The following is a 1,292-nucleotide window of genomic DNA, read 5'->3' on the forward strand; positions in this document are numbered from 1 at the left end:
CGCCCTGCCCGACGGCGCGACGATCTGTTCGTGCCATAACGTGACCAAGGGCGCGATCTGCAACGCCATCGACCAGGGCTGCGGCGATCTGGGCGCGCTGAAGCAGGCCACCAGGGCCGGCACCGGCTGCGGCGGCTGCGCGGCATTGCTGAAGAGCGTGTTCGAGGGCGCGCTGACCGCGCGGGGGATCACCGTCGATCGCAGCCTGTGCGAGCATTTTTCCCATACCAGGCAGGAGCTTTATTCGCTGGTGCGGGTGCAGGGCATCCGCACCTTCGAGGACCTGATGGCGCGCCACGGCAATGGCGGGCTGGGCTGCGACATCTGCAAGCCGGCGGTGGGGTCCATCCTGTCGTCGGCGTGGAACAAGCCGATCACCGATCCGGCCCATATCCCGTTGCAGGACACGAACGACACGTTCATGGCCAACATGCAGAAGAACGGCACCTATTCGGTGGTGCCGCGCATCGCGGGCGGCGAGATCACGCCCGACCGGCTGATCGTGCTGGGCGCGGTCGCGAAAAAATACGGCCTGTACACCAAGATTACCGGCGGGCAGCGGATCGACCTGTTCGGCGCGCAATTGCATCAATTGCCGGATATCTGGGGCGAATTGCTGGATGCGGGGTTCGAGACCGGCCATGCCTACGGCAAATCGACCCGCACCGTGAAATCCTGTGTCGGCAGCACGTGGTGTCGCTATGGCGTGCAGGACAGCGTGGGCAAGGCGCTGGACCTGGAAAACCGCTACAAGGGCCTGCGGTCGCCGCACAAGCTGAAATTCGCGGTTTCGGGCTGCACCCGCGAATGCGCCGAGGCGCAGAGCAAGGATGTCGGCGTGATCGCCACCGAAAATGGCTGGAACCTGTATGTGTGCGGCAATGGCGGGATGCGCCCGCGCCATGCCGAGCTGTTCGCCACGGACCTGGATTCCGAGACGTTGGTGAAATATATCGACCGGTTCCTGATGTTCTATATCCGCACCGCCGACCGGCTGCAGCGCACGTCGGTGTGGCGGGAGAACCTGGATGGCGGGCTGGATTATCTGAAGGACGTCGTCATCCATGACAGTTTGGGCCTCTGCGCCGAGCTGGAGCAGCAGATGCAGGCGGTGGTGGACAATTATCACTGCGAATGGCGCGACGTGCTGAGCGACCGGGACAAGCTGAAGCGCTTCCGCACCTTCGTCAATGATGCCCGCCCGGACCCGAATGTCCGCACCGTGCCGGAGCGCGACCAGGTCAGGCCCGCCGACAACCTGCCGCGGGCGGCGACCGGCGCCGGACCGGCGG

General features: G+C 65.1%; 1 protein-coding gene. It reads left to right on the forward strand.

Annotated features, from left to right (window positions below):
- A partial coding sequence (locus tag HUK84_RS18755; protein WP_176641576.1) for a (2Fe-2S)-binding protein occupies nt 1-1,292 on the forward strand: 1,292 nt, incomplete at both ends.

The organism is Nguyenibacter vanlangensis (genome assembly GCF_013376155.1).
In the GTDB taxonomy this organism is placed as follows: Bacteria; Pseudomonadota; Alphaproteobacteria; order Acetobacterales; family Acetobacteraceae; genus Gluconacetobacter; species Gluconacetobacter vanlangensis.